We start from the raw sequence: 26,995 nt of genomic DNA, 5'->3' as shown, positions 1-26,995 counted from the left end.
ATGGAGATGCTAATGAAAAATAAAAAAAATACAAAGGCAATCTTAAGGAAAAATTTGCTGTATTCACTTATAGTCTTGGTGTTTTTGCTTGGAATATTGTTTGTTGCACCGGGGAAAGGCTGTGGTGCAATAATTTTTTTACTGGCACTTTTCGGAATAATATACATTATTGTATGGAATATTATGATTTCAAGAAATTTGTCAAATTACATGGTAGAGTATGCCATGGCAAGCGAGAATACGCAGAATATATTTTCTCAGGATTTGGATATACCATATGCCCTGATGGATAAAAAGGGAATTATAGCCTGGAGAAACAGAGCTTTCAATTCGCTTGTACAAAAAGACAGGCAGTCCAAAAAAGATATTCATGCGATGTTTGAAGATATCACCGAAAATGATATTGAGGAAATTACCGATAAAACGGATTTTCACGGCGAATATCAGGGTAGAAAATATCGTATAAGGATAACCAGATTATATATTGAGGAGTCTTTTGTATATACGATTTGCCTTTTTGATGAAACCGACCTGGTGGAATTACAAAATAAGAAGGATGATTCCATGCCTGTGGTAGGACTTATCTATATGGATAACTATGAGGAGGCCATGGAAAGTGTCGAAGAGGTGAGAAAGTCGCTTCTTGAAGCGTTGATTGACAGAAAAATAAATCAATATATAAACAGTTTTAACGGTATTGTAAAGAAACTTGAGAAAGATAAATTTTTCTTTGTTATAAAGAGAGAGAATTTAAACTCGGCGATAGAGGTAAGATTTGATATTTTGGAGGATGTAAAGACTGTAAATATCGGTAATGAAATGAGCATCACCCTAAGTATCGGTATCGGCTATGGAAGTGAGAATCTTTCAAGAAACTATGAACTGGCAAGAATGGCTATGGATATGGCACTTGGAAGAGGAGGAGACCAGGCTGTTGTAAAGACTGAAAAAGAGATAAAATACTTCGGCGGAAAAGCACAAACTGTTGAAAAGCAGACCAGAGTGAAGGCCAGAGTAAAGGCTCATGCATTCAGAGAATTGCTTGAGAATAAAGATAAAGTAATTATAATGGGGCATAAAATTCTTGATATGGATGCCTTCGGTGCTGCGATAGGAATATGGAGGATTGCTACCAGTCTTAACAAAAAAGCTCATATCCTGATGGGGGATGTAAATCCTTCGGCAAGGCCTATGATAGAGAAGTTTAAGACTGCCGAGTATCCGGACGATTTGTTTATTTCCGAGGAAAAGGCTGTAAACAGTATTACAAACGAGTCTTTAGTGGTTGTTGTGGATGTAAACAGACCGAGTATTACAGAGGGACCTTCTCTTTTAAAGAAGGCTAAAAATATTGTGGTATTTGACCACCACAGGCAGAGCTCGGAGATAATTACAAATGCAACATTATCTTATGTGGAGACTTTTGCATCATCGGCCTGTGAAATGGTATCTGAGATTGTACAGTATATATCTGACGATATTAAGTTGAAAACCGTGGAAGCGGATGCTATGTATGCGGGAATAGTAATTGATACTCAAAACTTTAATGTGCAAACAGGTGTCAGAACATTTGAGGCTGCGGCATTTCTGAAGCGATGCGGTGCCGATGTCACCAGAGTCAGAAAGATGTTTAGAGAAGACGCTATTGATTACATTGCAAAGGCTGAAGCGATTCACAATGCAGAGATCTTTAAGGAGTGCTATGCCATAAGTGAATGTGATTCCGAGAATACGGCATCACCTACTTTGGTATGTGCACAGGCTGCAAATGACCTTTTAAATATAAAGGGTATAAAGGCAAGTTTTGTTTTGACATTATATAATAATATAATATATATCAGTGCAAGATCCATGGATGAAGTAAATGTTCAGACAATTATGGAAAAACTTGGTGGAGGCGGACACAGATCCGTTGCCGGAGCACAGATAAAAGAGGGCACAATAGAAGATGCGAAAAAACGCGTGAAAGAAGTGCTGAAAGAAATGACTGAAAAAGGAGAAATATAATGAAAGTTGTTTTATTGGAAGATGTAAAATCATTGGGAAAAAAGGGTGATATTGTAGAAGTAAGTGAAGGTTATGCAAGAAACTTTATTATACCTAAAAAGAAGGGTGTAGAGGCGAATCAGGAAAATTTAAACACTTTAAAGCTTCAAAAGGCAAATGAAGAAAAGATTGCAAAGGAAAAGCTTGAGGCTGCAAAGGAGTTGGCTGCAAAGCTTAATGAAGCAAGCGTATCATTGACAATAAAGGGTGGAAAAGACGGAAGAACTTTCGGTTCCGTATCATCAAAGGAAATAGAAGAAGCCATAAAGAGTCAGCTTGGACTTGAAATAGATAAGAAAAAACTTGTAATTGCGGAGCCTATAAAGACTTTCGGAAACCATGAAGTAAAGGTAAAGTTACATAAGGATGTCACAGCCGCACTGAAGGTAAAAGTTGGAGAAGAGTAATGGAAGAAGCTCTGGTTAAGAGAGTGATGCCAAACAGTATAGATGCCGAAAAAGCGGTTTTGGGATCTATGCTGCTTGACAAAGAGGCTGTTGCAAGTGCTATAGAAGTTCTGGATAAAAATGATTTCTACAGCAAGGCATACGGCACTGTATTTGAATGTATGGTTGAACTCTTTAATGAAGGTAAACCTATAGATTTGGTGCTTATTCAAAATAAACTTGTTGAAAAACAGGTACCTCCGGATATAACAAGTCTTGATTTTTTCAGAGGGATAATGGACTCGGTTCCGACATCTGCAAATATAAAAAATTACGCTAAAATAGTTAAGGATAAGTCCAATGTCAGAAGGCTTATTAAAATATCCGAGGAAATAGTAAATGATTGCTATGTGGGCGAAAAGGGAGTCGATGAACTTTTTGCAAAGACGGAAAACGAGATATTTAAACTGCTTCAGACCAAGGAAACAAAGGATATTGTACCTATAAATGATGTGGTATTAAATGTTTTGGATAAAATAGAAGCAGCATCAAAAAACAGTGATACCGTTACAGGTATTCCTACAGGATTTGTAGATTTGGATTTTAAGACCAGCGGACTTCAGCCTTCCGATCTTGTTTTGGTGGCTGCAAGGCCTTCCATGGGTAAGACCGCATTTGTCCTTAACATAGTTCAAAATATTACTATGAAGAAGAAAATTTCATGTATGGTTTTTTCTTTGGAGATGAGTGCCGAGCAGCTTGTCAACAGACTTTTGAGTATGGAGAGTAATGTGGATTCACAAAAACTTCGTACAGGAAACTTAAACGACAATGATTGGAACAGTTTGATAGAGGGTGCTGTAAGTGTCGGATCCTCCACATTGGCAATTGATGATACTCCGGGTATTTCTATAAATGAATTAAGGTCAAAGTGCAGGAAGATGAAGCTTGAAAAAGGGCTTGATATTATCATAATAGACTATTTACAGCTGATGACCGGAAGCGGAAAGGCAAATATAAGCAGACAGCAGGAAATCTCCGATATTTCAAGAAGCTTAAAAGCTTTGGCAAGAGAGATGAGAGCGCCTGTTATCGCACTTTCGCAGCTTTCAAGAGCCTGTGAAACAAGACCCGATCACAGACCTATGCTTTCGGATTTGAGAGAGTCCGGAGCGATAGAGCAGGATGCCGATGTTGTAATGTTTTTGTACAGAGATGATTATTATAATAAGGACACGGAACATCCGAATGAAGCCGAGGTTATTATTGCAAAACAAAGAAACGGTGCAATAGGAACAATAAATCTGGTTTGGAAACCTGATATAACAAAGTTTGTAAACATGGCGAGATAGGCAACTGTCTCGCTTTTTTATATAATTAAATGTTTTTCAAGCAACAAAAAAGACCTGCATGAGCAGGTCGTATGATAAGTATTATCGCTTTGAGCAAGCAATAATTAAGCTATAATAGCATCTGTAGGGCAAACTGAAGCACATGTACCGCAATCGATGCAAGCATCAGCGTCGATGTTGAACTGAGTATCTCCCTGTGAAATTGCACTTACAGGACACTCACCTTCGCAAGTTCCGCAACTAACGCACTTATCTGTAATTGTATATGCCATTGAAATTTCCTCCTAAAATTTATATGTTTCTCTTACTTGATGATATTCTAATCTATTTAATGTAAAATAACAAGAGCAAATTTGCATGTATTGAATAAAATACAAGTTAGTACGACCTTACTTAATATACAATTTATACAATGATTTGTATTAATCAGAATATTCTACAATCCTGCTATCTTGCTTTTAAAGAGGTTTTAGTATATAATACGTAATCAAGTTTAAGAAAAAAGGGGAAGTTACGATGACCTTATTGGAAAATTGGAGAAATAAAGCTTACGGCGATGCAACAGATGACAGGCAAAAAGAAGAGATTTGGAAAAACTACTTTATAGTTGAAAAGGGTATCTATGAGAAGATTTTAAAGAACCCTAAAGATGTTATCAGATGCACCGTAGCGGAATTGGCAACAAAATTTGATACAGATATACAGACAATTACAGGCTTTTTAGACGGTATAAATGATTCACTTAATAAGCCTAATCCTATTGAAGAAATGAAGGAAGATACAGAGATTGCTCTTGATATCGATCTTGAGAAGCTCTATTACAACATGGTGGAGGCTAAGGCGGACTGGCTTTATAACTTACCTGAGTGGGACAGCCTTTTGGATGAAGAAAAAAGAAAAGAACTCTACAAGGCTCAGAAAAAGAGCGGTACTGTAGTTAAAGAAAAGAAAGTCGGCAGAAACGATCTATGTCCATGTGGAAGTGGAAAGAAGTATAAATTCTGCTGCGGTAAGAACTAAATAAGGGTATTGTTTTAGGTGGCGGTTTGACGTCACCTAAAATTTTAAGGAAAAATAATGGAGCAATATACAAATTTTGCAAAAGTATATGATTTGTTCATGGACAATGTTCCCTATGACAAGTGGGTGGAGCAGATAAAGGATATATTATATAAAGAGAATATAAAAGACGGGTTGATATGTGATCTGGGTTGCGGTACCGGAGCAATTACCGAAAGGCTTGCAAATCTGGGATATGATATGATAGGTATAGACAACTCATATGATATGCTTGATGTGGCAATGGAGAAAAAATATGCTTCGGGCCATGATATATTATATCTTTGTCAGGATATGAGAGAATTTGAGCTGTACGGAACTGTAAGGGCAATAATATCTCGTTGTGACAGTTTGAATTATATAAGGGAATTATCTGAGCTTAAAGAAGTATTTGCCTGGGTGAACAATTATTTGGATCCTAACGGGCTTTTTATTTTTGATATGAATACTGAATATAAATATCAAAATATACTTGGAGAAAATACTTTTGCAGAGGTAAGAGAACAGGCAAGTTTTATATGGGAAAATACATATGACATTGATAAAAGAATCAATGAATATGATTTGAACCTTTTTATAAAGCTTGAAGGTGATAATTACAAAAGGTTTGAAGAAAGGCATGTACAAAAAGCTTATACCTTTGATGAGATATTATCTGCGATAGATTCAAGTAATATGGTGCTTGAAAAATATCTGGATGCGGATACTTATGGGGATGTAAGTGAAAATACTGAGAGAATACTTTTTGTGGCCAGAGAGAAGGGAAAGTAAATGAAAGATTATATGGTGAAAGCCACTGCGGCAAACGGATATATAAGAGCTTTTGCTGCAAATACAAAAGATTTGGTTGAGGAAGCCAAAAACGATCATAATACTTCACCGGTGGCGACTGCGGCATTGGGAAGAATGCTTACCGCAGCGGCAATGATGGGAAGTATGATGAAGGGAGAAAAGGATCTCCTTACATTAAAAATAGAGGGCGACGGCCCTCTCGGAGGAGTGATTGCAACAGCAAACAATAAAGGTGAAGTAAAGGGATATCCTTTTAATCCTACGGTTATTATTCCACCTAATGCAAAGGGCAAACTTGATGTTGCAGAGGCGATAGGTGTCGGACTTATGAGTGTTATAATGGATACCGGAATGAAGGAGCCTTATGTAGGTCAGGTGGCACTTTTATCCGGAGAAATAGCTGAAGATTTGACATATTACTATGCGACAAGTGAGCAGACACCTTCAAGTGTCGGACTTGGGGTACTGTTAAATAAAGATAATACAATAAATGCGGCAGGCGGTTTTATTATACAGCTTATGCCACATTGTCCTGATGAGATAATAGATAAGCTGGAAACAAAAATAAATAATTTAAAACCTGTCACCACAATGCTGAGTGAGGGCATGTCTCCAAATGATATACTTAAGGATATCTTGGGGGATATGGATCTTGAATTTAACGAGAGTCTTGATCTTTGCTTTAAATGCAATTGTGATAAGGAGAGGATAGAAAAGGCTCTTATAAGTGTCGGGGAAAAAGAGTTGCAGGAAATGATAGATGACGGTAAGTCTATAGAAGTGAAATGTCATTTTTGCAATAAGGCATATGATTTTAATGTGAACGAGCTTGAGGAAATGCTGAAAAAAGCTACAACAAAGTAGTTTACGGCATCTTGATGAGAAGACGATATAAAAAAAGAGCTCTTAAAAGAGCTCTTTAAACATATCTATGATTATCTGACTACTGTAACGTTTACGGCCTGTGGTCCCTTAGCACCCTCAGTTAAATCATATTCAACCGAGATTCCCTCATCAAGAGTCTTAAATCCTTCCATGTTTAAATCAGAAAAATGTACGAATACATCACTTCCGCCTTCATCTGAGATGAAACCGTAACCTTTTTGGTTATTAAACCACTTAACTGTACCTCTGTTCATAAATAATGCCTCCAAATAAAAAAGTGTAACTACAGAAAAAAGTTAAATAGCTTGAAAGATTACAGGCTCAAAAATCCGTTTTGGGGGATAATTGAAAGTCGTTCTTTGTTTAGATGAAAGTAAAACTTTCTATCATCAAGCATTCAAGTGGTAATTTTTATCTGTAATTATATAGTATCACGTAATGTGTATATTGTCAAATATTTAATTAGAGGAGATAGATAATTATGCATAATAACAGTGTATTTAATCATTTAAAGACAATAAATAAACATAAGCTTACTGTAATGGACCTTTGTTTTAAAATTGGTCTAATTAAGCAGGGATTCCTACACGATTTGAGCAAATATTCGCCTGAAGAGTTCTTAATAGGTATAAAATACTATCAAGGAGACAGGAGTCCGAATGCCATAGAGAAGCTTGAAAAAGGGTATTCAAGCTCATGGCTGCATCATAAGGGAAGAAATAAACATCATTTTGAGTACTGGATTGACTACGGTCCTGACGAAAAAGACGGGCTTATGGGTATGAAAATGCCTTTAAAATACGTGCTTGAGATGTGTTGTGACAGAATTGCGGCTTCAAAGGTCTATTCCGGAGACAGCTATACAACAGATGTTCCGTGGGATTATTACAGCAAGAGAAAAGATTATATTGATTTACATAAGGATACCAGAGCCTTGCTTGAAAAAATCCTGCTAATGAATAAGAATGAGGGTGAAAAGAAGGCTTTGGCATATATGAGATGGCTTTTAGAACATCCGTATTTATATTGATTTTATATTATAAATTATATAAAAAATTGAAAATATATATTGAGTTAATACATAAAGTCCTTATAATCAGAATTTATAAGGACTTTATAAATTTATAACCTATTTCAGTATTTTTTGTATCTATTTTCTGAATAATCTAATTATTATTTTAATAGTTTAAAATGTTTGAATATTTCGACCAAGTATTTACCGAAAAACTCTTTGTCATCAAAATCGAGTTTTGCTAAATTTATATATTTTTCTTTTGCTTTGTAATCTTTTTTAAATGTTTCATCAATATCAGACATATTAAAGCAGTATATATAATCGGCAAACTGCCTGATATAGGCGGTTTGTCTGGTGGCTTTTTTCTTTACCGCTTTGTCTACAAATTCTCCTATACTTTTATGTATGGCATAATCTTCAATTGTGAGATAATAGTAGTCCTTGTAATTTTCAAAGAAAAATTTCAACTCATCTTTTAATATAGGTATGCTTATTTCCGCTTTATTACCTGAAATATATAATGAAATATCGTCGGTGAGTTTCAAATCATGCGGTAGAGTTTCATTGCAGATGTAGTTTAAAAACAGTGTATCATCATTTACATGTCCTGATTTGACGGTAAAGTTTGAGTCAAAAAAATCCGGGTAAGAGAGCATCTCCACAACCTTTAACATACCCAAAAGATCTTCTTCGTTATGTAATAGCAGGGCATGTAAAATATCCGAATCTTTATTTTGTGTATATCTGTAGTAAAATTCTATAAGTTCGCCTCCGGTATAGATATCCTCTCGATGCAGCCCCAGAAATTCCTCCAATGATTTCTGATTCATTCTTTCAAGTCCGAGCGGTTTCTTTAAATGTCTTATTTTCTTGTATATATCGATGCTTACATACTCATCAAGCGGATTGAAAAGATAGTATTGCTTGGCACATTCTCTTATATAAGGAAGGTCAAAGCCGTCTCCGTTAAAATGAATCAAAGTATCGAATTTTGCGGCATACTCATAAAATGACTGTAACATAGACGTTTCATCGGACATATTTTCGGAAAACCATTGCTTAAAGTTTAAATTGTCTTTTTCAACACTTATACAGCCGATAAGATAAAGCTTTGAATTTTTCGGACTCAGTCCTGTGGTTTCTATATCAAAAAAAAGTACTTTTTCCGGATTTCCTATTTTTGATAAATCATATTTTATATTGTTCTTAAAAATCTTTGTTATTTCTTTCATACCTGTATTATAATATCCTCATATGTTTTAATCAATAATTTGCGAAAGTGTGTTCGATTTTGTTTGATTTGTAATCTTGCTATATGATATTATAGTCTTGAGATTAAAATATTGGGAAGAGATATGATTGCATATATAAAAGGAATTGTTGTAGAGAAAAATATTGACAATATAATAGTGGAATGTGCCGGTTTGGGTTATGAAGTATTTGTTTGCGGTAGAGATCTGGAAAATATATCAAAGGGAAAAGATATTGTTATACATACATATTTGAAGATTTCAGAGGATGCACATACATTATACGGATTTTTAGACAGAGCGGACCTTAGTATGTTTAAAAAGCTTATAGGAATAAGTGGTGTCGGTCCGAAGGCTGCGCTCAGTATAATGTCGACTTTAAGTACATTTGACTTGAAGATGGCTATAGTTTCCGATGATCACAAGGCGATAAGTGCGGCTCAAGGTATAGGACCTAAGATTGCGAAGAGAATAATTCTTGATTTAAAAGAGAAGGTTGATCTTGAAAGTATCAAATCCATAGAAAATGAAAAGCCTGTAAACGGCGGAGTGCAAAGTGAAGTTGTGGAAGCTTTGGTTTCCTTGGGATATTCAAGCAGTGAAGCTTATAAGGTGTTAAGAAGCATTGATATAAATGAATCCGATACTACAGAGGATATACTGAAAATTGCTTTAAAAAAGATGGCGATATTCTAAGAATAAGATATAGTGGGCATATAAATGGAAAGAAGAATAATTTCAACTGAAATAACAAAAGAAGATAAGCAGATAGAAAAAAGTCTGAGACCTCAATTTTTAAATGAATATATCGGTCAGGATAAAATAAGAAAAAACCTTAAAATTTATATAGATGCTGCAAAGCTTAGAAAAGAAAGTCTTGACCATGTGCTTTTCTACGGCCCTCCGGGACTTGGAAAGACTACACTTTGTAATATCATTGCAAATGAGATGGGGACAAACTTAAAGGTTACCTCAGGCCCTGCAATTGAAAAGCCGGGAGATATGGCTGCGATTTTAAATAATCTGAATGAGGGTGATGTGCTTTTTGTGGATGAGATACACAGGCTGAATCGCCAGGTGGAAGAAGTGCTTTATCCTGCAATGGAAGATTTTGCAATAGACATTGTAATAGGTAAGGAAGCCGGAGCAAGAAGTATCAGACTGGATTTGCCCAGATTCACTTTGGTGGGTGCAACCACAAGAGCGGGCCTGCTTACGGCACCGCTTAGAGACAGATTCGGTGTGGTACAAAAGCTTGAATTTTATACTACAGACGAGTTGAAAGAGATTGTAATGCGCTCATCCATGGTTCTCGGTGTGGAAATAGATGAGAGCGGAGCCATGGAAATTGCAAGAAGAAGCAGAGGTACTCCAAGACTTGCAAACAGACTTTTAAAGCGTGTTAGAGATTTTGCACAGGTAAAGTATAACGGTATGATAGATAAAAAAGTTGCGGATTATGCACTGGATATCCTTGATGTTGACAAACTTGGGCTTGATAACAATGACAGAATGATTTTACTCACTATTATAGAAAAGTTTGGAGGAGGTCCGGTGGGACTTAATACTTTGAGTGCGGCATTGGGTGAGGATGCAGGTACTTTGGAAGATGTATATGAGCCCTATCTTTTGATGAACGGACTTATAAACAGAACGCCGGGAGGAAGAGTTGCTACTGAGAATGCATATATCCATCTCGGTATTGAAATGAAAGGTTAAGAATGAATAATGTAGAGCTTTTGGCTCCTGCAGGCTCGTATGAGAGTCTTGTGGCGGCGGTCAATGCAGGAGCGGATGCGGTATATATAGGAGGAAAAAAGTTTTCAGCCAGAGCATATGCCGATAATCCGGAAGAGGATATTTTAATAAAGGGTATTGAATACGCTCATACTTTCGGAGTAAATGTCTATATGACTGTAAACACTCTTTTAAAGGAAAGTGAAATCGGAGAACTTTTTGATTATATAAAGACTTACTATAATGCAGGTGTTGATGCTGTTATAGTACAGGATCTTGGTGTTTTTGAATTTATAAGGAAGCATTTTCCGAAGTTACCGGTACATGCCAGTACTCAGATGACTATAACGGGAAGCTACGGAGCCATATTCTTAAAAAATCAGGGGGCAAGCAGAATAGTTCCCGCCAGAGAGATATCTTTGGAAGAGATAAGAGACATAGATAAAAAGAGTGATATTGAAATAGAGTGCTTTGTACATGGAGCGCTTTGCTACTCATATTCAGGGCAATGCCTTATGAGTTCAATGATAGGCGGAAGAAGCGGAAACAGAGGAAGATGTGCTCAAACCTGCAGACTGCCTTATGATGTGTATGAAGGTGATAAAAAACTTAATAAAAACGACGAAAGAAATCTTTTAAGCTGTAAGGACCTTTGCAGTTTGGATATTTTGCCGGATCTTATCGAGGCGGGAATAGATTCTTTGAAAATTGAAGGAAGAATGAAAGCGCCAAGATATACTGCAGGTGTGGTAAGTATATGGAGAAAGTATTTGGATCTGTATAATGAAAAAGGAAGAGCCGGATATAAGGTTGAGAAGGCGGACAGAAAGCTTTTGCTTGACCTCTTTGACAGAGGCGGACAGACCGACGGTTATTATAAGGAGCATAACGGTAAGGATATGATTGCTCTGCATGAAAAGCCTGTTAATAAGCAGGTGAACTCGGAGTACTTTGATTATCTTGATAAGACTTTTGTTGAAGGTAAAAAGCAACTTTCCGTTTCAGGCTCAATCAGATTAAAAGAAAATACTCCTATAACATTTGATGTAAGTATAGATAATTTAAAAGAGGTCTATGGCAGAGATAAAGAATTTGACAAGTTTTTATCTGTGGAAATTATCGGTGATATACCTCAGCCTGCAAAGAACAAAGCTGTTTCTTTGGAAGATGTGGATAAACAACTAAAAAAGACGGGTAACAGCAGATTTCACTTTGAGAATTTAAGTATAGAGCTGGATGATAATCTGTTTATCCCTTTAAAGGCTTTAAACGAGATAAGAAGAGAGGCCTTGGATAAGCTTGAAGAGAAAATTTTAACAAGGTATACAAGAGATGATTCGGATATAAAGGAATACGAAGGATTTATACATCCGGTTATAAGCGGCGAGAAAAAAGAATCCGATAGAGTAAAGCTCAATATACTTTGCGAGAGCATGGAGCAGATAGACGGTGCAATTCAATTTGCAAAGGAAGAGGGGATTGTACTTGATGAGATAAGTATAGAGAGTGAACTGCTTGGATATGAAGGCATAACTGAAAAAATAAATACATTAAGGTCTTATTCAAGCAACTGTAACTTATATTTGCCGCATATTTTCAGAGATGAGGCAAAGAAGTTTTTCAACAAGTATTTAAATAATATAAGAGATTTTAAATTTGATAATTATATAGTCAGAAGTCTGGAAGAGATATTTTACATAAATGATAATATTGACACTTCGGCAAGCATTATACTTGATTACAATATCTATGCTTATAATAAGAATACAATAGACTTTTATAATGAAAAGTTTAATGTAAAGAGGCTTACATATCCTTTGGAGCTGAATCTGAATGAGATGAAACAGCTTGAAAATGCGGGAAATGAGATGGTTGCTTACGGAAAGATCCCTATGATGGTTTCTGCACAATGCTTAAAGAAAACCACAAAGGGATGTGACCATAAGAAGGAAGTACTTGTATTAAAGGACAGAAAAAACAGTGAGATGCAGGTAAAAACACACTGTGATTTTTGTTATAACACGATACTTAATTCAAAGCCGCTTTCAGTTATAGGAATGGAAAAAGAAATAAAAAAGATTGCACCGGGAACATTAAGACTTTGGTTTACCACAGAGAATGTGAGAGAAACAAAGGCTGTTATAAGGAAATACTTTGATTATTTTATTAATGGAATTGATGTTGAAAATATTTCAGATTTTACAAGAGGACATCTAAAAAGAGGCATAGAGTGATATGTTCTTTACTATAGCGCGGCATTGGTTTATACTTCTTTTAGTTATCACTAAAGTGGAGGTGTGGAATGATAGAAGCAACCAGCTGCGGTGGTGTAGTTATATATCGTGGAAAGATATTGACCTTGTTTAAAAATTATAAAAATAAATATGAGGGATGGGTTTTGCCGAAAGGAACTGTGGAACCGGGTGAAACATTTGAACAGACTGCACTGAGGGAGGTTTACGAGGAAACCGGAGCAAAGGCTAAAATAGTACAATTTATAGGAACCAGCCATTATACATTTAACACAAGTACGGAGATTATTGATAAGAGAGTACATTGGTTTTTGATGAAGACCGACAGCTATTTTTCAAGACCGCAACGAGAAGAATATTTTGTAGATTCGGGGTATTATAAATACCATGAATCTTTTCATCTTTTGAAATTTTCAAATGAAAGAATGATGCTTGAGAGAGGCTATAATATGTATATGGAATTAAAAAGAAAAGGGAGATGGGATGATAGATTTTAACAGAGTTTATGTTATGAATTTGGAAAATGCCATAAGAGGCGCAAGAAATCCGATGAATTCATGGGCGAGATCGGACAGTTATTATGATGAAAACGGTCAATATATTTTAGGAGAGAATGATTTATCGCTTGCAAAAAGGCTTAGAAATGCCGGAACAAGCGATCACAGAAAGTATTTAAGACAGGTAATGCTTTCCGTTGATATAACCGCACCTATGTATTGGTGGAAAGAGTACGATACATATAAGGTTGCCACAGTTGCAAATTCCACATCCACAATGCACAAGATTCATTCAAAACCTTTTGAGATTGAAGATTTTTCACATGATCATCTGACTGAGAACGGTCTGAAAGTTTTAAAAGGCATTGTTGATGAAATGGAAAAAATCAGACTTGAATATGTGGAAACTAAGGATAAGGCACTTTGGTATGACCTTATACAGCTTTTACCTTCAAGCTACAATCAAATGAGAACCTGTACATTAAACTATGAAACTCTCATTAATATTTATAAATCAAGAAAACATCATAAACTTGAAGAGTGGAGAAGTTTTTGTGAGTGGATAGAGACATTGCCTTATGCAAAGGAACTTATTATAGCTGAGGAATAGAATGAATATAATTGTTTCGGTAGATAAAAAATGGGGAATCGGAAATAAGGGGAAGCTCTTGGTTTCGATTCCCAAAGATATGAAACTTTTCAGGGAGGAGACTGTAGGAAAGGTGATAATAATGGGACATAATACATTATTGTCACTTCCCGGTTCTCAGCCGCTTGCAGGAAGAGAAAATATAGTTTTATCAAAAGATAAAAACTTGAAAATAAAAGGTGCAACAGTAGTAAACAGTGTGGAGTCATGCTTGGAGTACCTTAAAGAAAATAATATTAATAATGAAAATGTTTTTGTTATAGGGGGAGAAAGTGTTTATAGAAATTTCTTGCCCTATTGCAATGTCGCCCATGTTACATATATTGACTATGAGTATGCGGCTGACAGACATTTTTTGAATCTGGATGCTGATAAGGAATGGAGTCTTTTGCTTGAAACAGAGGAAGAGACATATTTTGATATACCTTATACATTCAGAATGTATAAAAGAGTTTAGGTAAGTTTTTTTGAAAGGCAAAGAGATGGATAAGAAATTTGATTTATTGACTTTGGGACAGGCGCTTTTAAGACTTTCACCTGTAAGAGATGACAGACTGGTAAGAGGAGATACACTTATCAGACAGGTAGGAGGTGCGGAGTTAAATGTTGCGGTAGGCGCTTCACTTCTCGGATTAAAAACCGGAGTTATAACAAAGCTTCCTTCACATGAGATGGGCGCATATATAAAGAATACTGTCAGATCTTATGGAATAAGTGACGATTATATAATATATGATTCGAATAAAGATGCCAGAGTGGGGATATATTTCTATGAAAACGGGGCATATCCGAGAAAGCCTAATGTAATATATGACAGAAAAAATTCATGCTTTGAAAGTATAAGTATAAATGAGTTTTCGGAAGATATGTATAAGTCCACCACATGTTTTCATACAACAGGTATAACATTGGCCCTTTGTGAAAAGTCAAGAGAAACCGCAATAGAAATGATAAAGAAATTTAAAGAGAACGGATCTATTATATCATTTGATGTAAATTTCAGAGCCAATCTTTGGTCCGGTGATGAGGCAAGAGAGACAATAGAAAAGATATTGCCGTTTGTGGATATATTCTTTTGCTCCGAGGATACAGCCAGACTCACTTTCGGAAAGACCGGAGATGTAAGAGAAATTATGAAGTCGTTTACCGAGGAGTATCCTATCTCAATAGTGGCATCTACACAAAGAACAGTGCATTTACCGAAGGTACATGATTTCGGATCGGTAATCTATAATGCTTATCAGGATAAGTATTATACGGAAAAACCTTATAAGGCTATAGATGTTGTTGACAGAATCGGAAGCGGAGATGCATATATTGCAGGAACATTGTACGGACTTTTACATTACAGACTTGACTGCGAAAAAGCGCTGGCTTACGGCAATGCATATTCCGCCGTAAAAAACACTATACCGGGTGATGTGCCTTCTTCAAATCTGAATGATATCGACAATATAATTGCGGATCATAATATGACTGACGGCTATAAGTCTGAAATGAACAGGTAGCAAAAAATAACATTTAAGGTTAAATTAGCCAAAAAAATAACGAACTGTTCTTATATATTGCTTTTATTTAGTTTGTTTTTTTTGTTTTTTTATGTTAATATTATAGTTGAGATTTTATCTATTTGGAGGGATAAGCAATATGTTTCCTATTGTGAAGAAAAGAAAATTAGCTGAAAACATTTATTTATTCGATGTTTTGGCTAAGAGAGTAGCAGCAAAATGTCTTCCGGGAGAGTTTGTTATAGTAAAGCAGGATAAGCAGGGTGAGAGAATTCCGCTTACAATCTGTGACTATGACCGCGAAGCGGGAACTGTTACTATAGTTATTCAGGTTATTGGCGGCTCAACCAGACTGATTGCAGATGAGCTCAACGAAGGCGATGAGTTTATGGACTTTGTAGGACCGCTTGGAAATGCAAGTGATCTTATAGGAGAGGACATAGAGGAATTAAAAAAGAAGAAGATTCTTTTTGTAGCCGGCGGACTTGGAACAGCACCTGTATATCCACAGGTTAAATGGCTGTTTGAAAGAGGCATTAAGGCTGATGTTGTTCAAGGTGCAAAGAGCAAAGACTTTGTAATACTTGAGGATGAGCTTAAGTCCGTATCCGATAATTTATATGTATGTACAGATGACGGTTCTTACGGATTCAAAGGGCTTGTAACTGATAAGGTAAAAGATCTTGTTGAAAATGAAGGCAAGAAGTATGACCACTGTGTAGTTATCGGTCCTATGATAATGATGAAATTTGTATCACTTCTTACAAAAGAACTCGGTATACCTACTATAGCAAGTATGAACACTATAATGGTAGACGGTACCGGTATGTGCGGTGCCTGCAGACTGTCTGTAGGTGATGAAATTAAGTTTGCATGTGTAGACGGACCTGAGTTTGACGCACATAAGATTAATTTCAACGAAGCACTTCAAAGATTACAGATCTATAAGACGGAAGAAGGTAAGGAACTTTTGAAGATTGTAGAAGGCGAAACACATCATGGCGGATGTGGCGTATGTGGAGGTGACAAATAATGGCACAGGATATGTGGAAAAAAGTTGCTGTTGCTGAGCAGGAGCCTGAAGTAAGAGCTAAAAACTTTGAAGAAGTATGCCTCGGATATACTGAGGAAGAGGCAATGGCTGAGGCTGCAAGATGCTTCAACTGTAAGAATGCAAAATGTATACAGGGTTGTCCTGTATCTATAAATATTCCGGCTTTTATACAGGAAATATTAAAGGGTGATATTGAAGGTGCGTCAGATGTTATCGCACAGTCAAGTTCACTTCCTGCCGTATGTGGAAGAGTTTGTCCGCAGGAGACACAGTGTGAGGGTGTATGTATCAGAGGAAACAGAGGTGAGGCTGTTTCAATAGGTAAGCTTGAGAGATATGTGGCCGATACTGCAAGAAAAATGGGTATTAAGCCGAAGGCAAATCCGAATAAGAACGGAAAGAGGGTTGCTGTAATCGGTTCAGGTCCTGCAGGACTTAGCTGTGCAGGCGACCTTGCAAAACTCGGATATGAAGTTACCATATTTGAAGCATTGCATGAGCCGGGCGGAGTTTTGATTTACGGAATTCCCGAGTTCAGATTGCCTAAGGATGAAGTTGTTTTACCTGAGATTCAAAACGTTATAGACCTTGGCGTAAAGATTGAGACTGACGTTATCATCGGAAAAACCGTTACAATAGATGAACTTTTGGAAGAAGAGGGATTTGATGCCGTATTTATAGGTTCAGGCGCAGGTCTTCCTATGTTTATGGGTATTCCGGGTGAGAACGCAAACGGAGTATTCTCGGCTAACGAGTATCTTACAAGAAATAACCTTATGAAGGCTTTCAGAGACGACTATCACACACCTATTATAAAGAGTAAAAAGGTATGTATTGTAGGTGGTGGAAACGTGGCTATGGATGCTGCAAGAACCGCCCTAAGACTTGGTGCCGAAGTTCATGTTATATATAGAAGAAGTGAAGCCGAATTGCCTGCAAGAGCTGAAGAAGTTCATCATGCAAAGCAGGAAGGTATCATATTTGATATTTTGACAAACCCTGTTGAGATCCTTGAAGATGAAAAGGGTTGGGTAAAGGGCATGAAAGTTATCAGAATGGAACTTGGAGAGCCTGATGCCAGCGGTAGAAGAAGACCTGTAGAGGTAAAGGGAAGTGAGTTCGTTATCGACTGCGATACTGTTATCATGTCACTCGGTACATCACCTAATCCTCTTATCGCAAGAACTACAGAAGGTCTTGATATCAATAAGTGGAAATGTATTGAAGCCGATGAAAAGACAGGACAAACTTCAAGAAAGGGAGTTTTCGCAGGTGGTGATGCCGTAACAGGTGCCGCTACGGTTATTCTTGCTATGGAGGCCGGAAGAGCCGGAGCAAGAGGAATACATGAGTATCTCTCAGAAAAATAAATATAAAATAATATAAATTAATTGAAGCCTTTATAGTCGTATTTAGTAAAAAATAACGGTTATAAAGGCTTTGTTATATCTATTTGTTATACCTGCCATGAAAAAAATATATATGCATTTCAAATGTGTTTATTGACAGAATTATATGAAATAAATATAATGAGATGAGTTTTATAAAATTTAATTTATGGAGGCATTATGAAGAAAAGAGTATTATTGTCAGCAATGGCATTGACATTCGGATTGGCATTGACAGCTTGTGGAAACGCAGGTTCGGATAAAGCTGCAGATTCAGGATCTAAGGCTGAGACTGAAGCTGCTGCAAAAGTTGACGGTGACGTATTTACAATAGGAACTACAGGACCGCTTACAGGTAGTGCTGCATCTTACGGTAACTCGGTAAAGAACGGTGCTACTATAGCTATTGACGAGATCAATGCGGCAGGCGGAGTAAAGGTTGGAGACAAGACATATAAGCTTGCACTTAACTTCCAGGATGATGAAGCTAAAGAAGATAAGGCTGTTAACGCATATAACAATCTTATGGACAGCGGAATCAATGTATTTATGGGCTCTGTAACAAGTGGTTCATCACTTGCACTTACAGATTTAACAGCAAAGGATAATATTTTACAGATTACACCTTCAGGCTCAGCTAAGGCAATCACTGAGAATCCAAATGTTTTCAGACTTTGCTTTACAGATCCTCTTCAGGGAAAGATGATTGCAGATTTCGTTGTAGATCAGGGATATGAGAGTGTTGCTGTTCTTTACAACAACTCCGATGAGTATTCAACAGGAGTATATGAGGCTTTCAAAGAGGAGCTTAACACAGCCGGAAAGTCCGATTTACTTGTAAATGAGCAGTCATTCACAAATGATGATGTGGACTTTACAACTCAGTTGACACAGATCAAGGCTTCAGGAGCTAAGCTTATATTTGTACCGGGATATTATGAAGCTGCAGCATATATTGTACAGCAGGCAAAGCAGCAGGGTATCGATGCGGCATTTGTAGGTTCTGACGGTTGGGACGGAGTTTTAGGACAGGTTACAGATCCAAGCGCTGTTGAAGGTGCGGTATTCTTAAGTCCTTTCTTGGCTTCAGATCCTTCTGCGGCAGATTTCACAAAGGCGTATGAGACTGCATATAAGGCAACACCTGACCAGTTTGCAGCTGACGGATACGATACTGTTCATGTAATCAAGGCGGCTATGGAGAAGGCAGGAAGCATTGAGAGTGATGACCTTATCAAGGCTATGACCGAGATAGAGGTAAACGGTATTACAGGTAAAGTATCATTCAATGCCGACGGTGAGCCGAACAAGGAGCCTAAGTTTGTTACTATAACAAACGGAGAGTATAAGCTTTTTGATTAATCTATGAAATTTTAAAGAGGACGGGATTATTGTCCCATCCTCTTTTTCTGACATAGACCTCGGAAAGCTTCTAACGTAAGGTAGGAGTTTTCCGTAGTTTAGGTAAAGAGGGGTAAAAAAATGTTAATTAACTTTATTGAACAGTTAATAAACGGATTGAGGACAGGAAGCATTTATGCATTGATAGCTATAGGTTATACAATGGTATACGGTATAGCTAAAATGATAAATTTTGCTCATGGAGATATAATAATGGTAGGAGCATATGCTCTTTATTTTAGTATATCGGTATTGGGTTTACCTGTTCCGGTAGCACTTTTATTAACTGTTATTGTATGTTCCGTTTTGGGCGTTTTGATTGAAAAGATTGCGTATAAGCCGCTTAGAAAAGCACAGCCTTTGGCAGTACTTATCACTGCAATAGGTATGAGCTTCTTTTTACAGAGCAGTTCTTTGTTGATATTCGGTTCAACACCGATACCTTTTCAATCTGTGATTCCGAACGAAAATATAAAGGTAGGACCGGTAATAATTTCAAGTATTACTTTAGTTACATTGGTAGTTACCGCTGTTGCAATGATTTTACTTACATTGTTTATAAACAAGACTAAGATGGGTTCTGCAATGAGAGCCGTTTCGGAGGATAAGGGAGCTGCGGAACTTATGGGTATTAATGTAAACAGTACCATATCGATGACTTTCGCAATAGGTTCGGCACTTGCGGCTGTAGCGGGTATTTTGTATATAAGTCAGTACCAGTCTATGAAGCCTACACTTGGAGCGTTGCCTGGTATCAAGGCGTTTGTGGCTGCGGTTCTTGGAGGAATCGGAAGTATACCGGGAGCTATGCTTGGTGGAATACTTCTGGGACTTATTGAAAGTGTGTCTAAGGCATATATTTCAACAGAGCTTGCAGATGCTATTGTTTTCGGAGTTTTGATTGTCGTTTTATTGTTCAGACCTTCAGGACTTTTGGGCAAGAAGAAGATTGTAAAGGTATAGGTGTGGTATGAAGATATTAAATAAAAAAACTATATTTAATATAGCTGTAATGTTACTGGCCTATGTATTGGTGTTTGTTTTGATAAACTCGGGAATACTCAGCAGACAATATAAATCCTTGATAGTTCCTATTTGTGTGAACATAATGTTGGCTGTTTCACTGAATCTTGTAACAGGATTTTTAGGTGAGCTTTCATTGGGCCATGCAGGATTTATGTCAATAGGAGCATATACAAGTGCTTTGATTTCCATCAATACGAGCTTTTTACCTCCGGCGCTGTCATTTTTTATAGCCGTGGTTTGCGGTTGTATATTGGCGGCTGTTTTCGGATTTTTGATAGGCGTACCTGTACTTAGACTCAGAGGTGACTATTTGGCTATAGTAACACTTGCATTTGGAGAGATAATAAAGTCTGTTATAAATTATCTTAATTTTACCGGAGGATCAAAGGGACTTAGTAAGATTCCTTTATATTCCGATTACAATAATTTTACAGTCGTATTTATTATCATGGTAATATGCATAGTGCTGATTTCAAATCTTATAAATTCAAGAGACGGAAGAGCGATAAAGTCAATTCGTGACAATGATATTGCGGCGGAGTCTATAGGAATAAAGATAAGTAAGTATAAGGTAAGCGCTTTTGTTATAGCTGCAGGTTTTGCAGGACTTGCAGGTTCACTTTATGCTCATAATGTGGGCATTATAAAACCTAATATTTTTGACTATAATAAATCAATTGAGATACTTGTATTTGTAGTTCTCGGAGGTATGGGAAATATTCCGGGTTCAATAATATCCGCAATAATTCTTACCGTATTACCTGAGTTCTTAAGAGGTGCGGACAATTTGAGAATGTTACTCTATGCAATAGTATTGATTTTGATGATGATATTTAATAACAGTAAGTTTAAGGCTAATTTATCACTGAATAAAACCTTTAGAAAGCTTGGAAAGGAGGATTAATGCTGGAGTGTAAGAATCTTGGAATTCAATTCGGAGGATTAAAGGCGGTAGACAATTTTAATCTTAATATTGAAAAAGGAATGTTATACGGTCTTATCGGACCGAACGGTGCGGGAAAGACTACAGTTTTTAACCTCTTGACAGGAGTATATAAGCCGACCGGAGGTACAATACGACTTGACGGAAATCTTATAAACGGAAAAACACCTACACAGATCAATAATATGGGTATTGCAAGAACCTTTCAGAATATAAGACTTTTTTCAAATATGTCGGTTCTTGATAATGTAAAAGTGGCATTGCATGAAAAGGTAAAATATCCTCTGCTTACATCCATGACTCATATGTTCGGATTTTCCAAAAAGGAAAAGGAAATGGATGCTCTTGCTTTGGAGATACTGGATGTATTTTCACTCGGCTCAAAGAAAGATGTTCTGTCGGGAAATCTTCCTTACGGTGAGCAGAGAAAGCTTGAGATAGCAAGAGCTCTTGCTACAAGTCCTTCTTTGCTTTTGCTTGATGAGCCGGCGGCAGGTATGAATCCTAATGAGACGGAAGAGTTGATGGAAACTATCAGAAAAATAAGGGATATGTATAATCTTACAATTCTCTTGATTGAACATGATATGAAGCTGGTGGCTGGAATTTGTGAAAAGCTTACGGTACTTAATTTCGGTACCGAGCTTGCAAGCGGAACACCGAGTGAAGTGCTTAATAATTCTGATGTAATTACAGCATATTTGGGAGAGTAGGAGGAACGATGGAAATATTAAAAGTAAAAGATCTTGTCGTGAACTATGGAATGATCAAGGCTGTAAAGGGTGCAAGTTTTTGCGTCAATCAAGGTGAGATAGTTGCTCTTATAGGTGCAAACGGTGCAGGAAAAACTTCTATTTTGCACACGGTCACAGGACTTCTCAGTGCAAAGGAAGGAAGTATCGAGTTTGACGGCAAGGATATAACGAGGACCAAAGCACATGATATTGTTAAGCTCGGAATGGCACATGTGCCTGAGGGAAGAAGAGTTTTCGGAGATTTGACGGTAATTGAAAATTTGAAACTCGGCGCATATATAAGAAATGATAAGGCCGGAATTGAAGAGAGCCTTGATAAAATTTATAAGAGATTTCCAAGACTTTTTGAGAGAAAGACTCAGGTTGCAGGTACACTCTCAGGCGGTGAGCAGCAGATGCTTGCAATGGGAAGAGCTCTTATGAGTAATCCTAAAGTTATTTTGATGGATGAGCCTTCAATGGGTCTGTCACCGCTTTATGTAAATGAGATATTTGATATTATAAGAGAAATCCATGAGAGCGGTACCACGGTACTCTTGGTTGAGCAAAATGCAAAGAAAGCGCTTAGTATTGCCGACAGAGCATATGTTCTTGAAACCGGAAATATAGTTCTTGACGGAGATGCAAAGACACTTATAGATGATGACAGTGTAAAGAAAGCATATCTTGGGGAATAAAAAAGGACACATAAGTGTCCTTTTTTATTCCATGCCTCCGAGAAGTCTTTTCATAATATACTGATAAATATCCTGACTGCAGGAGCGCCAATTGTTTTTCATAATATTGGCCTGTTCTTCATCAGGTGAATTTATTTCGATATTTATAAGCGGGGTTTTACCTTCTAAAACCTCACAGTGTACAATCAGATCATTTCCCGGAAGCTTATAATATTCTGCCGTAGTGGAAACTTCGTTTCTCATACGGAATTTATTTGTCTGTATAAACTCGTTTATATCTGTAATTATAGCCGGAGAAATCTGTTTCTCAAAAAAAGAGAGGGCTTCCTTGCCTTCTTTTGTCATTTCATATCTGGAATTGTTGTTTATATTCTCGACACTCAGCAAGTTTGATTCCAGAAGCTCTGAAAGAGCCTGCTGGACTATAAAATATGTAGTATATTCTTTACTGACAAAAAAGTCGGATATATTTGAGTTTGTAAGTGGAAATTTCACTTGTTTTAACATATATAGTATCATTAACTTATATAAAGTCATCGGTTCTGAGAGCATCGTCGGACCTCCTGTGTAATATAAAGATTTTACAACAAATGGGATATTATGTAAAGTGTAATACATTACCGGGTATTTTATTCAGTTGCCTGTGGATTACTAACTGCCGATTAGATATAGAAATTCATTATTATTTATGATAAAATGTAGGTTATGGTTTATGGAAGAGGTGTATAAATGAGAGAGCGAATCAATCGTTTGGCAAAGGGGATTATTGAAGAAGAATTACCTATATTGGTCTGTGAGCCGGATAATATAGAACTGCCTATAAAGATGGATGAAGCTGTTCGCTTTGAAATAGAGGTACGAAGTGACAATAAAGTACCTTTGAGGGGAGTGGCGTATTCCGACAATATAAGAGTAAGAGTGGTTGATGCAACTTTTGGCGGAATAAAGAACAAAGTTGTACTTGAGATCAACTCGAAAAATTTGAGCGGAGAAGAAAAAATAGAGGGTATTATAACTCTGGTAACAAATGCCGGAGAAAGAGATATACCCTATACTTTTTATATAAAAAATACGGATACTGTACTTGTGCTGGAGTCATTAAAGACAGTGGATGATTTTATGGTCATTGCAAAGGAAGACATAAATATTGCATTGGCTATTTTTATGTATAAAGACTTTTGTAAGTCGGGTTTTATGAAGGACCTGAGATATCAAAAGATTTACGAAGTACTTAATAAGGGCAATAACTTCAGATTAAACCTTGAAAATTTCCTGCAGGCTGTGGGAAATAAAGAAGCGGTGGATTTTTTGCTTGAATCGGATTCGCTTTATTTAAATACTGTAGAAGAAGATAAAGTTTATACCGTCAAAGTTTACAAAGAAAACTGGGGACTGCTTGATATTGATGTATCAACAAATGCAGGTTTTATTAAATTAAATACGGATAAAATCAAAAACGAAAACTTTGAAGATAATACTTTTGAACTTGGATTTACTATAGATCCCGAGCTTTTGCAAGACAGAAAAAATATTGCAAGTATAAAGTTTGGTAACGGTTTAAATGAAAAATATCTCGAAGTTGTAATAAATAAAAATCTTGAAAAAGAATATCAAAGAGAAGCAAGAATATTTGAAAGAAAACAGTGGATTGCCTATATAAAGCTTAGAGTTGAGCATGAACTTTGCAACGATAAAATCGAAAAAAATGAGATTTTATTTAAAATGCTTGCGGTACTTGACAGATTACAGGCAAGTACATACAGGAGTTTTTTGGTAAAGCTTTTAAAGGCCGAAATATACCTGATGCAGGGAGATAAGGCTACGGCAAAGTCTATTATCAACAGTCTGGATTCAAAAATAAAAGAAAACAGGCATGAACTTAGAGATGAGTATTTGATTTTAGAATACCTGGATACATATATGTATCCGGATGCCGAAAAGATGAGAGACCTTACAAAGCTTATCAAGGATTTATATAAGAAATATCATTCAAATATTGAGTTTATGCTTGTATTAAATCTTGATGAAAGTCTGGCGGACAACCCGGCGGAAAGACAGAAGTTTTTAAAGAGGGCTTTTGAGCTTGGTGACAGGTCAAAAATATTGATGATGGAATATGCTCTTTTACTTTGTAAAAATCCGCATCTTTTGACAAGCTGTACGAGATTTGAAGTGTTGGCGCTCAGCTTCGGCATAAGAAATAATCTTATATCGGTCAATCTTTCGGAAAAAATACTCTCAGTTGTAAGAGAGACAAAGAAAATCAACGGAGCTATATTAAATATTCTGCTTTCAATATACAATGCATTGCCGAGCAATGAACTGCTTACAGATATATGTGAGATTTTTATAAAAGGTAATGTCAGAAAAAAGTATGTAAATGCATGGTATGAAAGATGCATTGAAAAGGGATTGCCGGTGGAAGGAATATATGAGTATTTTGTTTACTCACTTCCGGAAAAATATGATTTACCTATACCTGAATCTGTGCTGAAGCATTTTGAAAGAATAAACTCGATGGAGGATGACTTTAAGGTAAAGATATTTGAAAATATTGTAGAGTTTTATCCGCATAACAGTGAAATATACAGAGAGTTTATAAAGAGAATAAAGATTTTTACCATTGACAATGCTATGAAATTGAAGATGGATGACCATCTTATAAATATCTATTCCGGAATTCTTGAGGATGATGATATAGATGAAAGATTGGCAAAAATCATTCCGTTTTTGATGAACTCATATGATGTGAGAGTGCCTGAAGATAAAGCGGCTTCTATAGTTGTTGTATATCCGGAACTGAACGGCGAAAAGAAATATGAGCTTGTAAATAACAGGGCTTATGTAGCACTGTATTCGGAAAATGCAATTATACTTACGGAGGACTGTGAGGGCAACAGATACTATTCCAAAAATATGACAGTAGATAAGATATTCCATATGCAAAATCTTATAGACAGGTCTTATGAGTTGGATAAAAATCATGATATGCACAGGCTTTTGATGCTTGGAAAGATTGCAAAAAGCAGTGAAATCGCTGATGAAGATATAGCTTTAATAGAAGGTGTATTGGATGAAATAGACATTGATTCAAGATTTAAAAATATTCTTTTATCAAAGCTTATTGAGCATTTATGGAAAGCTTCAGAAAGGGAAGAAGAGATTAACTTTAAGCTTCTTTATAAGACGGCTGAGATGAATCTGGATGAAGACAATATTTTCATGTATTGTGATACATTGATGAATACCGGAAATGTAAAAGAGGCAATAGATGTAGTCAAATTCTTCGGAGTCGATAATTTCAAAAAAGATGAATTACTTAAGCTAATTATTAAGGCGATTGACGATGAAGCATTTAATCAAAATAAAATACTTGCTTTGATGGCTTTTAATCTTTATAAGGATGAAAAGTACACAGATAAAACTTTGGAATTTATTGCAAAGGTGTACAACGGAAAAACACAAAATATGTTTGATTGTTTAAAGTTATGTGTTGAAAAAAATATTGAGACATATGATTTTGAAGAAAGATTGCTTATACAGATGCTTTTCTCAAATCAGACGGCAGATCTTGATGAGGCTTTTAGAATTTATACTGAGAGAAAAAGAGTTACGGATATAATCATAAGAGCATATTTTACTGTAAAGAGTGATTTATTCTTCATGAATGATGAAAATATAAAAGACAATATATTTGAGTATCTGGAAGACGGACTCAGTGATGTTGACGATATAAAGGAATTCCCGAATATTTATATGCTGGCATTGTCAAAATATTATTCAAAGAAGGATAAACTTAACTTTAAGCAGACAAGATTATGTGAGCAGATAGTAAATAATCTTTGCGATATGGGAATGGTATTTTCGTATTTTAAAAATCTGTCAAAGTTTGTAGCGGTTGAAAGAGATATACTGGAATCCACTTTTGTTGAATACAAGGCAAAGAAAGATTCCGTTATATTGAAGTCAAGAATTTTTCCTTTAAACGATGATTTTATTGAGGAGGAGTTTCCCAATATCTATAAAAATATATTTGTTAAATATAAGAAGATTTTTTCGGATGAGATATGGGAATATCAGATTCTTGAAGATGAAGACGGAGAGATGAAAGTTTCGGTAAATGACTGTGTTCAATTCAGTAAAGCGGATAATGCCGGAGAGAGCAGGTTTATTCTTATAAATGATATAGAGGAACTGCCAAAAGACAAAGAGAAAGAACTTAAGGAAAAATTGACCGAGTTTGTGTATAAAGACGAGTTGGTAGCTAATTTATTTACACTGATATAAAAAATGAAAGGAATGTAAATTTTATATTTACATTTG

26 protein-coding genes are annotated in these 26,995 nt (G+C 36.3%); 22 read left to right on the top strand and 4 right to left on the bottom strand.

The window, feature by feature from the left end; all coding sequences use genetic code 11:
• Positions 1-12 precede the first annotated feature (12 nt).
• The 3 genes from HMPREF1135_RS05070 to dnaB are packed head-to-tail and all read left to right on the top strand — an operon-like array spanning position 13 to position 3,784.
• Entirely contained in the window at positions 13-2,007 is a 1,995-nt protein-coding gene (locus HMPREF1135_RS05070; protein ID WP_007592711.1) for a DHH family phosphoesterase, read from the top strand.
• Entirely contained in the window at positions 2,007-2,453 is a 447-nt protein-coding gene (gene rplI, locus HMPREF1135_RS05065) for a 50S ribosomal protein L9 (RefSeq protein ID WP_007592710.1), read from the top strand. The genes HMPREF1135_RS05070 and rplI overlap by 1 nt, the downstream gene beginning before the upstream one ends.
• Positions 2,453-3,784, top strand: coding sequence for a replicative DNA helicase (dnaB, locus tag HMPREF1135_RS05060; RefSeq protein ID WP_007592709.1), 1,332 nt, complete (start codon positions 2,453-2,455; stop codon positions 3,782-3,784). Before rplI ends, dnaB begins: the two co-directional genes overlap by 1 nt.
• A gap of 104 nt (positions 3,785-3,888) precedes the next feature.
• Here the strand turns inward: dnaB and HMPREF1135_RS05055 are convergent, their stop codons facing one another.
• Positions 3,889-4,056 carry a DUF362 domain-containing protein gene (locus tag HMPREF1135_RS05055; RefSeq protein ID WP_007592708.1) on the bottom strand — a complete coding sequence of 56 codons (168 nt, stop codon included), beginning with the start codon at positions 4,054-4,056 and terminating at the stop codon, positions 3,889-3,891.
• Positions 4,057-4,300: 244 nt separating this feature from the next.
• On the opposite strand from HMPREF1135_RS05055, the gene HMPREF1135_RS05050 reads away from it, so the two are divergent.
• Genes HMPREF1135_RS05050 through hslO form a run of 3 tightly spaced genes read left to right on the top strand, consistent with a single transcriptional unit; the run spans position 4,301 to position 6,499 of the window.
• Positions 4,301-4,804, top strand: a complete 504-nt coding sequence (locus HMPREF1135_RS05050) for an SEC-C metal-binding domain-containing protein (protein ID WP_007592707.1) — start codon at positions 4,301-4,303, stop codon at positions 4,802-4,804.
• Between the two features lie 57 nt (positions 4,805-4,861).
• The gene (locus tag HMPREF1135_RS05045; RefSeq protein ID WP_007592706.1) at positions 4,862-5,614 is read left to right on the top strand and encodes a class I SAM-dependent DNA methyltransferase; all 753 of its coding nucleotides are present in this window, start codon (positions 4,862-4,864) and stop codon (positions 5,612-5,614) included.
• Positions 5,615-6,499, top strand: a complete 885-nt coding sequence (hslO, locus tag HMPREF1135_RS05040; protein WP_007592705.1) for an Hsp33 family molecular chaperone HslO — start codon at positions 5,615-5,617, stop codon at positions 6,497-6,499.
• Between the two features lie 71 nt (positions 6,500-6,570).
• Here hslO and HMPREF1135_RS05035 read toward each other — a convergent pair whose 3' ends face one another.
• Positions 6,571-6,774: a cold-shock protein gene (locus tag HMPREF1135_RS05035; protein ID WP_007592698.1), complete on the bottom strand. Its 204-nt coding sequence runs from the start codon at positions 6,772-6,774 to the stop codon at positions 6,571-6,573.
• 227 nt (positions 6,775-7,001) lie between these two features.
• On the opposite strand from HMPREF1135_RS05035, the gene HMPREF1135_RS05030 reads away from it, so the two are divergent.
• On the top strand, positions 7,002-7,550 hold the full coding sequence (locus tag HMPREF1135_RS05030; protein WP_007592695.1) for a DUF5662 family protein: 549 nt from the start codon (positions 7,002-7,004) through the stop codon (positions 7,548-7,550).
• A 143-nt stretch (positions 7,551-7,693) separates the two neighbouring features.
• Here the strand turns inward: HMPREF1135_RS05030 and HMPREF1135_RS05025 are convergent, their stop codons facing one another.
• The gene (locus HMPREF1135_RS05025) at positions 7,694-8,767 is read right to left on the bottom strand and encodes a ribonuclease H-like domain-containing protein (RefSeq protein ID WP_007592692.1); all 1,074 of its coding nucleotides are present in this window, start codon (positions 8,765-8,767) and stop codon (positions 7,694-7,696) included.
• Positions 8,768-8,890: 123 nt separating this feature from the next.
• On the opposite strand from HMPREF1135_RS05025, the gene ruvA reads away from it, so the two are divergent.
• From ruvA to HMPREF1135_RS04955, 14 genes are all read left to right on the top strand, one after another.
• Entirely contained in the window at positions 8,891-9,481 is a 591-nt protein-coding gene (gene ruvA / locus HMPREF1135_RS05020; RefSeq protein ID WP_007592690.1) for a Holliday junction branch migration protein RuvA, read from the top strand.
• Between the two features lie 24 nt (positions 9,482-9,505).
• Entirely contained in the window at positions 9,506-10,504 is a 999-nt protein-coding gene (gene ruvB / locus HMPREF1135_RS05015; RefSeq protein WP_007592689.1) for a Holliday junction branch migration DNA helicase RuvB, read from the top strand.
• 2 nt (positions 10,505-10,506) lie between these two features.
• Positions 10,507-12,756: a U32 family peptidase gene (locus HMPREF1135_RS05010; protein ID WP_007592687.1), complete on the top strand. Its 2,250-nt coding sequence runs from the start codon at positions 10,507-10,509 to the stop codon at positions 12,754-12,756.
• 68 nt (positions 12,757-12,824) lie between these two features.
• On the top strand, positions 12,825-13,271 hold the full coding sequence (locus tag HMPREF1135_RS05005) for an NUDIX hydrolase (RefSeq protein ID WP_007592685.1): 447 nt from the start codon (positions 12,825-12,827) through the stop codon (positions 13,269-13,271).
• Positions 13,258-13,881, top strand: coding sequence for a hypothetical protein (locus HMPREF1135_RS05000; protein ID WP_007592682.1), 624 nt, complete (start codon positions 13,258-13,260; stop codon positions 13,879-13,881). The genes HMPREF1135_RS05005 and HMPREF1135_RS05000 overlap by 14 nt, the downstream gene beginning before the upstream one ends.
• Position 13,882: 1 nt before the next feature.
• A complete protein-coding gene (locus HMPREF1135_RS04995) occupies positions 13,883-14,377 on the top strand; it encodes a dihydrofolate reductase (protein ID WP_007592680.1) in 495 nt (164 codons plus the stop codon).
• Positions 14,378-14,402: 25 nt separating this feature from the next.
• Positions 14,403-15,428 carry a sugar kinase gene (locus HMPREF1135_RS04990; protein WP_007592678.1) on the top strand — a complete coding sequence of 342 codons (1,026 nt, stop codon included), beginning with the start codon at positions 14,403-14,405 and terminating at the stop codon, positions 15,426-15,428.
• A 139-nt stretch (positions 15,429-15,567) separates the two neighbouring features.
• Complete coding sequence (locus HMPREF1135_RS04985) at positions 15,568-16,461, top strand: sulfide/dihydroorotate dehydrogenase-like FAD/NAD-binding protein (protein WP_007592676.1); 894 nt, start codon at positions 15,568-15,570, stop codon at positions 16,459-16,461.
• Complete coding sequence (gltA, locus tag HMPREF1135_RS04980; protein ID WP_007592674.1) at positions 16,461-17,852, top strand: NADPH-dependent glutamate synthase; 1,392 nt, start codon at positions 16,461-16,463, stop codon at positions 17,850-17,852. The genes HMPREF1135_RS04985 and gltA overlap by 1 nt, the downstream gene beginning before the upstream one ends.
• Before the next feature lie 198 nt (positions 17,853-18,050).
• Positions 18,051-19,232: an ABC transporter substrate-binding protein gene (locus HMPREF1135_RS04975; protein ID WP_007592672.1), complete on the top strand. Its 1,182-nt coding sequence runs from the start codon at positions 18,051-18,053 to the stop codon at positions 19,230-19,232.
• A gap of 120 nt (positions 19,233-19,352) precedes the next feature.
• Entirely contained in the window at positions 19,353-20,234 is an 882-nt protein-coding gene (locus tag HMPREF1135_RS04970) for a branched-chain amino acid ABC transporter permease (protein ID WP_007592670.1), read from the top strand.
• Between the two features lie 7 nt (positions 20,235-20,241).
• Positions 20,242-21,201: a branched-chain amino acid ABC transporter permease gene (locus HMPREF1135_RS04965; RefSeq protein WP_007592668.1), complete on the top strand. Its 960-nt coding sequence runs from the start codon at positions 20,242-20,244 to the stop codon at positions 21,199-21,201.
• Complete coding sequence (locus HMPREF1135_RS04960; protein WP_007592665.1) at positions 21,201-21,953, top strand: ABC transporter ATP-binding protein; 753 nt, start codon at positions 21,201-21,203, stop codon at positions 21,951-21,953. The genes HMPREF1135_RS04965 and HMPREF1135_RS04960 overlap by 1 nt, the downstream gene beginning before the upstream one ends.
• An 8-nt stretch (positions 21,954-21,961) precedes the next feature.
• The gene (locus tag HMPREF1135_RS04955; RefSeq protein ID WP_007592663.1) at positions 21,962-22,672 is read left to right on the top strand and encodes an ABC transporter ATP-binding protein; all 711 of its coding nucleotides are present in this window, start codon (positions 21,962-21,964) and stop codon (positions 22,670-22,672) included.
• 24 nt (positions 22,673-22,696) lie between these two features.
• Here HMPREF1135_RS04955 and HMPREF1135_RS04950 read toward each other — a convergent pair whose 3' ends face one another.
• Entirely contained in the window at positions 22,697-23,224 is a 528-nt protein-coding gene (locus tag HMPREF1135_RS04950; protein WP_007592661.1) for a DUF4364 family protein, read from the bottom strand.
• A 177-nt stretch (positions 23,225-23,401) separates the two neighbouring features.
• Between HMPREF1135_RS04950 and HMPREF1135_RS04945 the strand changes: the two genes are divergently transcribed.
• Complete coding sequence (locus tag HMPREF1135_RS04945) at positions 23,402-26,959, top strand: DUF5717 family protein (RefSeq protein WP_007592659.1); 3,558 nt, start codon at positions 23,402-23,404, stop codon at positions 26,957-26,959.
• Positions 26,960-26,995: the final 36 nt, after the last annotated feature.

It is taken from the genome of Lachnoanaerobaculum sp. OBRC5-5, assembly GCF_000296385.1.
Taxonomy (GTDB): Bacteria; Bacillota; Clostridia; order Lachnospirales; family Lachnospiraceae; genus Lachnoanaerobaculum.
This window is presented reverse-complemented; position numbering and strand designations above follow the sequence as displayed.